This is a genomic window from Pseudomonas sp. GW821-FHT02A11 (genome assembly GCF_059421985.1).
Genome location: NZ_JBWKWB010000023.1, coordinates 77657 through 85524, shown reverse-complemented (window position 1 = coordinate 85524; position 7868 = coordinate 77657). Strand labels below are relative to the sequence as shown.

Annotated in this window: 5 protein-coding genes; all 5 read left to right on the top strand. The window is 61.0% G+C overall.

The window, feature by feature from the left end:
* The first annotated feature begins 211 nt into the window (after positions 1–211).
* The 5 genes from alaC (at position 212) to AC07V9_RS24165 (ending at position 7756) form a co-directional block, all read left to right on the top strand.
* On the top strand, positions 212–1429 hold the full coding sequence (gene alaC / locus AC07V9_RS24185) for an alanine transaminase (RefSeq protein WP_495018162.1): 1218 nt from the start codon (positions 212–214) through the stop codon (positions 1427–1429).
* Positions 1430–1875: 446 nt separating this feature from the next.
* Positions 1876–3129 (top strand): serine hydroxymethyltransferase, encoded by a 1254-nt coding sequence (glyA, locus tag AC07V9_RS24180; protein ID WP_495018161.1) that lies wholly within the window; start codon positions 1876–1878, stop codon positions 3127–3129.
* A gap of 15 nt (positions 3130–3144) precedes the next feature.
* The gene (locus tag AC07V9_RS24175; protein ID WP_495018160.1) at positions 3145–4395 is read left to right on the top strand and encodes a sarcosine oxidase subunit beta family protein; all 1251 of its coding nucleotides are present in this window, start codon (positions 3145–3147) and stop codon (positions 4393–4395) included.
* 20 nt (positions 4396–4415) lie between these two features.
* Complete coding sequence (locus tag AC07V9_RS24170) at positions 4416–4739, top strand: sarcosine oxidase subunit delta (RefSeq protein WP_495018159.1); 324 nt, start codon at positions 4416–4418, stop codon at positions 4737–4739.
* A complete protein-coding gene (locus tag AC07V9_RS24165; protein WP_495018158.1) occupies positions 4736–7756 on the top strand; it encodes a sarcosine oxidase subunit alpha in 3021 nt (1006 codons plus the stop codon). The genes AC07V9_RS24170 and AC07V9_RS24165 overlap by 4 nt, the downstream gene beginning before the upstream one ends.
* Positions 7757–7868 lie beyond the last annotated feature (112 nt).

The following is a 7868-nucleotide window of genomic DNA, read 5'->3' as shown; positions in this document are numbered from 1 at the left end:
TTGATTTTGCTGAAGGAAGCGCTTGGCTATGAACCTGCGCAACAATTAACGCAGACATAGCCAATGAATTCGCTCCCGCAGAGAGAAATGCGACAAGGCTGAAGCGGGTATAGACAAACCGCCACCACCGCCCTTATCTTGCGCACCAGGCCACCGCAGTGGCCAGCGTCGCTCGGACGGTTCCGGGCGCTTACGTCTTCTAGAGGCCTCCATGGCAGACCAAGGTTCGCCGCGCCGCTTTGCGCGCATCGATCGACTCCCCCCTTACGTGTTCAACATCACTGCCGAGCTGAAAATGGCCGCTCGTCGTCGTGGTGAGGACATCATCGACCTGAGCATGGGCAACCCCGATGGGGCAACACCGCCGCATATCGTCGAAAAACTGGTCACCGTCGCCCAACGTGAAGACACTCACGGCTACTCGACTTCGCGTGGCATCCCGCGTCTGCGTCGGGCGATTTCCAGTTGGTACAAAACCCGCTATGAGGTCGACATCGACCCCGAAAACGAAGCCATCGTCACCATTGGCTCGAAAGAGGGCCTGGCGCACCTGATGCTCGCCACACTCGATCAGGGCGATACGGTGCTGGTGCCCAACCCGAGTTACCCGATTCACATCTACGGCGCCGTGATCGCTGGCGCTCAGGTGCGTTCAGTGCCGCTGATTCCGGGCGTGGACTTCTTTGCCGAACTGGAAAAGGCCATTCGCGGTTCGATCCCCAAGCCGAAAATGATGATCCTGGGCTTCCCGTCCAACCCGACTGCCCAGTGCGTGGAGCTGGATTTTTTCGAGCGCGTCGTCGCGCTGGCCAAGCAATACGACGTATTGGTGGTGCACGACCTGGCCTACGCCGACATCGTCTACGACGGCTGGAAAGCCCCGTCGATCATGCAGGTGCCGGGCGCCAAGGACATCGCGGTGGAGTTCTTCACCTTGTCCAAGAGCTACAACATGGCCGGCTGGCGCATTGGCTTCATGGTCGGCAACCCCGAGCTGGTCAACGCCCTGGCGCGGATCAAGAGCTACCACGACTACGGCACCTTCACCCCGCTGCAAGTGGCCGCCATCGCGGCGCTGGAAGGCGACCAACAGTGCGTGCTCGACATCGCCGAGCAGTACCGCCAACGCCGCAACGTGCTGGTCAAAGGCCTGCATGAACTGGGCTGGATGGTGGAAAACCCGAAAGCGTCGATGTACGTCTGGGCCAAAATTCCCGAAGCCTATGCGCATCTCGGCTCGCTGGAATTCGCCAAAAAGCTGCTGCTCGAAGCCAAGGTCTGCGTTTCGCCGGGTGTCGGTTTTGGTGAGTACGGCGACGATCACGTGCGTTTCGCCCTGATCGAAAACCAGGATCGGATACGTCAGGCGGTGCGCGGTATTCGTGGGATGTTCAGGGCCGACGGGTTGTTGCCTGCCAAATCGGTCTGATTGCGACATGCGCTCCCTCAAATTCCCCGGCCTCGACCGGGGATTTTTGTTTGGAATACGCGCTAAAACTGTGGGAGCGAATTCATTCGCGAGAGGCCGGTGCGGCCGATACATCTGCATCGCCTACCCATCTTCGCGAATGAATTCGCTCCCACAGAGATATGTGTAGCCCGCAGGATTAGAGGCATTGGCAGGGCTTTGCTGCCGGTGCCCGGCAGATCGTCGGCACACCGGCCCCCTACGCCCTCCGGCCAGAATCAAACGCCTGACCACATTGGTCTCCTCCAGCATGCAGCACCCATTCACGGCCATGTCGTAAACGCGCCTTTGTGTGGCGTGCGTAGGCATCTGGCCTGTCTGCGTCAGCCCTACCATCGCTGCCAAGGGGTGATCCAAAAGCCCCAACACGACAATTCAGGCGCCGCGCCGCCGCTGGGAGAACCGCGATGTTCAGCAAGCAAGACCAAATCCAGGGTTATGACGATGCACTCTTGGCGGCGATGAATGCCGAAGATCAGCGTCAGGAAGATCACATCGAGCTGATCGCCTCGGAGAACTACACCAGCAAGCGCGTCATGCAGGCTCAGGGCAGCGGCCTGACCAACAAATATGCCGAAGGCTATCCGGGCAAGCGTTATTACGGTGGCTGCGAACACGTCGACAAGGTCGAGCAACTGGCCATCGACCGCGCCAAGCAACTGTTCGGCGCTGATTACGCCAACGTGCAGCCGCACTCCGGTTCGTCCGCCAACAGCGCCGTTTACCTGGCTCTGCTGCAAGCCGGCGACACCATTCTGGGCATGAGCCTGGCCCACGGCGGTCACCTGACCCACGGCGCCAAAGTGTCGTCCTCGGGCAAGCTCTACAACGCCGTTCAATATGGCATCGACACCACCACCGGCCTGATCGATTACGACGAAGTCGAGCGTCTGGCCGTCGAGCACAAGCCAAAGATGATTGTTGCTGGCTTCTCGGCTTACTCCAAGACCCTGGACTTCCCACGCTTTCGCGCCATCGCTGACAAAGTCGGTGCGCTGCTGTTCGTCGACATGGCCCACGTGGCCGGTCTGGTCGCTGCTGGTCTGTACCCGAACCCGCTGCCGTATGCCGATGTGGTCACTACCACCACGCATAAGACCCTGCGCGGTCCCCGTGGCGGCCTGATCCTGGCCAAGTCCAACGAAGAAATTGAAAAGAAACTGAACGCCGCTGTGTTCCCGGGCGCTCAGGGCGGCCCGCTGATGCACGTCATCGCCGGCAAGGCCGTGTGCTTCAAGGAAGCCATGGAGCCAGGTTTCAAGGCTTATCAACAGCAAGTGATCGACAACGCCCAGGCCATGGCTCAGGTGTTCATCGATCGCGGTTACGACGTTGTCTCCGGCGGCACCGATAACCACCTGTTCCTCGTCAGCCTGATCCGTCAGGGCCTGACCGGTAAAGATGCCGACGCCGCGCTGGGCCGTTCTCACATCACCGTGAACAAGAACGCCGTTCCGAACGATCCGCAGTCGCCGTTCGTGACTTCGGGCCTGCGTATCGGCACCCCGGCCGTCACCACCCGCGGTTTCAAAGTCACCCAATGCGTCACGCTGGCCGGCTGGATCTGCGACATTCTCGACAACCTCGGTGATGCCGATGTCGAGGCCAATGTTGCCAGCCAAGTCGCCGCGCTGTGCGCCGATTTCCCGGTTTACCGCTGAGTCAGGAGTCGCACCATGCAGCATTACTCGGGCTTCGGCCTCTTCAAACACTCCCTCAGCCACCACGAAAACTGGCAGCGCATGTGGCGCACGCCGACCCCTAAAAAGGTCTACGACGTGGTCATCGTTGGCGGTGGCGGTCACGGTCTGGCGACCGCGTACTACCTGGCCAAAGAGCACGGCATCACCAATGTGGCCGTGGTCGAAAAAGGCTGGCTGGGCGGCGGTAACACTGCCCGCAACACCACCATCGTGCGCTCCAACTACCTGTGGGATGAATCCGCTCACCTGTACGAACACGCGATGAAACTGTGGGAAGGCCTGTCTCAGGATCTGAACTACAACGTGATGTTCTCCCAGCGCGGCGTGTACAACCTGTGCCACACCCTGCAGGACATGCGTGATTCCGAGCGTCGTGTGAGCGCCAACCGCTTGAACGGCGTTGATGGCGAACTGCTCAACGGCAAGCAGGTGGCGGAAGAAATTCCGTACCTGGACTGCTCGAAAAACACCCGTTACCCGATCATCGGCGCGACCGTTCAACGTCGCGGCGGTGTAGCGCGTCACGACGCCGTGGCCTGGGGCTTTGCCCGTGCCGCCGACGCCTTGGGCGTGGACCTGATCCAGCAAACCGAAGTCACCGGTTTTCGTAAAGAGAACGGCGTGTGCATCGGCGTTGAAACAAACAAAGGTTTCATCGGCGCGAAACGCGTCGGAGTGGTGACTGCCGGTAACTCCGGTCACATGGCCAAACTGGCGGGCTTCCGTCTGCCGGTCGAATCTCACCCGCTGCAAGCGCTGGTGTCCGAGCCGATCAAACCGATCATCGACAGCGTGATCATGTCCAACGCCGTTCACGGCTACATCAGCCAGTCCGACAAAGGCGACCTGGTGATCGGCGCCGGCATCGACGGCTGGGTTGGCTACGGTCAGCGCGGTTCGTACCCGGTGATCGAGCACACCATTCAAGCCATCGTCGAAATGTTCCCAGTCTTGTCCCGCGTGCGCATGAACCGTCAGTGGGGCGGCATCGTGGACACAACGCCGGACGCATGCCCGATCATTTCCAAGACGCCGGTGCCGAACATGTTCTTCAACTGCGGTTGGGGTACGGGTGGCTTCAAGGCCACTCCGGGTTCGGGCAACGTCTTCGCTGCCAGCCTTGCAAAAGGCGAAATGCACCCCTTGGCCAAACCGTTTTCCATCGAGCGTTTCCACAACGGCGCACTCATTGATGAACACGGCGCTGCGGCCGTAGCTCACTAACCACTAACAGGAGAAATCCCATGTTGCACATCTTCTGTCCTCACTGTGGCGAACTGCGCTCCGAAGAGGAATTTCACTCGTCTGGCCAGGCTCACATCCCGCGTCCGCTGGACCCGGCTGCCTGCACCGACGCCGAGTGGGGTGACTACATGTTCTTCCGCGACAACTCGCGCGGCCTGCACCATGAGCTGTGGATTCATGCCGCCGGTTGCCGTCAGTACTTCAACGCCACGCGCAACACCATGACGTACGAGATTCTCGAAACCTATCCGATTGGCACCAAGCCTCAGTTCAGTGAAACGCCGGCGTCTGCAATCAAGAACACGCAGGGAGATCAGGTATGAGCCAGTCCAATCGTCTGCCCAATGGCGGCCGCATCGACCGCAGCAAGGTCCTGAACTTCAGCTTCAACGGCCAGACCTATCAAGGCTTTGAAGGCGACACTCTGGCTGCAGCCCTGCTGGCCAATGGCGTCGACATCATCGGTCGCAGCTTCAAATACTCGCGTCCTCGCGGCATTTTCGCAGCCGGTTCCGAAGAGCCGAACGCGGTCCTGCAGATCGGCGCGACCGAGGCCACCCAGATCCCGAACGTGCGCGCCACCCAACAAGCGCTGTACTCGGGCCTGGTCGCCACCAGCACCAACGGCTGGCCGAGCGTGAATACCGACATGATGGGGATTCTCGGCAAGGTCGGCGGCAAGCTGATGCCACCGGGCTTCTACTACAAAACCTTCATGTACCCGCAATCGTTCTGGATGACTTACGAGAAATACATCCGTAAGGCCGCCGGTCTTGGCCGTTCGCCGACCGAGGTCGATCCGGATACCTACGACAACATGAACCATCACGCCGATGTGCTGGTGGTCGGCGCAGGCCCTGCGGGTCTGGCGGCGGCACTGGCGGCGGCGCGCAGCGGCGCTCGCGTCATCGTGGCCGATGAGCAGGAAGAGTTCGGCGGCAGCCTGCTGGACTCCCGCGAAAGCCTGGACGGCAAGCCTGCGGTCGAGTGGGTTGGCACCGTCGTCGCCGAGTTGAAAGGCCTCGCCAACGTGGTTCTGCTGCCACGCGCGACCGTGAACGGCTATCACGACCACAATTTCCTGACCATTCATGAGCGTCTGACCGACCATCTCGGCGACCGCGCGCCCATCGGCCAGGTGCGTCAGCGCATGCACCGCGTCCGCGCCAAGCGTGTGGTGCTGGCGACCGGTACTCACGAGCGTCCGCTGGTCTACGGCAACAACGACGTGCCGGGCAACATGCTGGCGGGTGCCGTTTCCACTTACGTTCGTCGCTATGGCGTGGCTCCTGGCAAGAAACTGGTGCTGTCGACCAACAACGATTATGCCTACCGCGTTGCGCTGGACTGGCTCGACGCCGGCCTGCAAGTGATCGCCGTGGCCGACGCTCGTCACAACCCGCGTGGCGCGCTGGTCGAAGAAGCCCGCGCCAAAGGCATCCGCATCCTGACCGGCAGCGCCGTGATCGAAGCTCGCGGCAGCAAACGTGTCAGCGGTGCTCGCGTGGCAGCGATTGATGTCAAGGCGCACAAAGTCACCAGCCCTGGCGAATGGCTCGACTGCGATCTGATTGCGAGTTCCGGCGGTTACAGCCCGATCGTTCACCTGGCCTCCCACTTGGGCGGCAAGCCGGTCTGGCGTGAGGATATTCTCGGTTTCGTGCCGGGCGAAGCGCCTCAGAAACGCGTCTGCGTGGGCGGCGTCAACGGCGTCTACGCACTGGGCGATGCACTGGCTGACGGGTTCGAAGGCGGCGTGCGCGCAGCCTCCGAAGCGGGTTTCCAACCGGTTGAAGGCGTGATTCCGAAGGCGCTGAGCCGCGTTGAAGAGCCAACACTGGCGATGTTCCAGGTCCCGCATGAGAAGGGCACGTCCCGCGCGCCGAAACAATTCGTCGACCTGCAAAACGACGTCACCGCAGCCGCCATCGAACTGGCGACCCGCGAAGGCTTCGAGTCGGTCGAACACGTCAAACGCTACACCGCGCTGGGCTTCGGTACCGATCAGGGCAAACTGGGCAACGTCAACGGTCTGGCCATAGCGGCCCGCTCGCTGAACGTCACCATCCCTGAGATGGGCACCACCATGTTCCGCCCGAACTACACGCCGGTGACCTTCGGCGCCGTCGCCGGTCGTCACTGTGGACACATCTTCGAGCCTGTGCGCTTCACTGCGCTGCACGCCTGGCACGTCAAGAATGGCGCCGAATTCGAAGACGTCGGTCAGTGGAAACGTCCGTGGTACTTCCCGAAAGCCGGCGAAGACATCCATGCCGCGGTGCGCCGCGAGTGCAAAGCGGTACGCGAAAGCGTCGGCCTGCTGGACGCTTCGACCCTGGGCAAGATCGACATTCAAGGCCCTGATGCGCGCGAGTTCCTCAACCGCATCTACACCAACGCCTGGACCAAGCTCGATGTGGGCAAGGCGCGTTATGGCCTGATGTGTAAAGAAGACGGCATGGTCTTCGACGACGGTGTCACTGCTTGCGTCGCCGACAACCACTTCATCATGACCACCACGACAGGCGGTGCTGCACGCGTCCTGCAATGGCTGGAAATCTATCAGCAGACCGAATGGCCGGACCTGAAGGTGTACTTCACCTCCGTGACCGACCACTACGCGACCCTGACCCTGTCGGGCCCCAACAGCCGCAAGCTGCTCAGCGAAGTGACCGACATCGACCTGGATCGTGAAGCTTTTCCGTTCATGACCTGGAAAGAAGGTCTGGTCGGTGGCGTTCCGGCGCGTGTCTTCCGGATTTCCTTCACCGGTGAGCTTTCCTACGAAGTGAACATCCAGGCCGACTACGCCATGGGTGTTCTGGAAAAAATCGCCGAGGCTGGCAAGCAGTACAACCTGACCCCGTATGGCACTGAAACCATGCACGTACTGCGGGCCGAGAAGGGCTTCATCATCGTCGGTCAAGACACCGACGGCTCGATGACCCCGGACGACCTGAACATGGGCTGGTGTGTCGGTCGCACCAAACCGTTCTCCTGGATCGGCCAGCGCGGCATGAGCCGTGAAGACTGCGTGCGTGAAGACCGCAAGCAGCTGGTAGGGCTCAAGCCTGTCGATCCGAACAAGTGGCTGCCGGAAGGTGCGCAGTTGGTGTTCGACCCTAAACAGTCGATCCCGATGACCATGGTCGGTCACGTGACGTCGAGCTACGCAGCGAACTCGCTGGGTTACTCGTTCGCCATGGGCGTGGTCAAGGGCGGCCTGAAGCGCATGGGCGAACGTGTGTTCTCGCCACAGGCTGACGGCAGCGTGATCGAGGCGGAAATCGTTTCTTCGGTGTTCTTCGATCCGAAGGGTGACCGGCAGAACGTGGAGTAAACCGATTCGCGGATGAATCCGCTCCCACAGAGGAACGCGGTGTCCTGTGGGAGCGAATTCATTCGCGATAGCCGCGCCGCAGATGTCTCGTCTGATGTAACAACAGAATTCA

Coding starts and splice junctions, on each gene's coding strand:
- AC07V9_RS24175 (WP_495018160.1), top strand. CDS start 3,145: ATGCAGCATTACTCGGGCTTCGGCCTCTTCAAACACTCCCTCAGCCAC.
- glyA (WP_495018161.1), top strand. CDS start 1,876: ATGTTCAGCAAGCAAGACCAAATCCAGGGTTATGACGATGCACTCTTG.
- AC07V9_RS24170 (WP_495018159.1), top strand. CDS start 4,416: ATGTTGCACATCTTCTGTCCTCACTGTGGCGAACTGCGCTCCGAAGAG.
- AC07V9_RS24165 (WP_495018158.1), top strand. CDS start 4,736: ATGAGCCAGTCCAATCGTCTGCCCAATGGCGGCCGCATCGACCGCAGC.
- alaC (WP_495018162.1), top strand. CDS start 212: ATGGCAGACCAAGGTTCGCCGCGCCGCTTTGCGCGCATCGATCGACTC.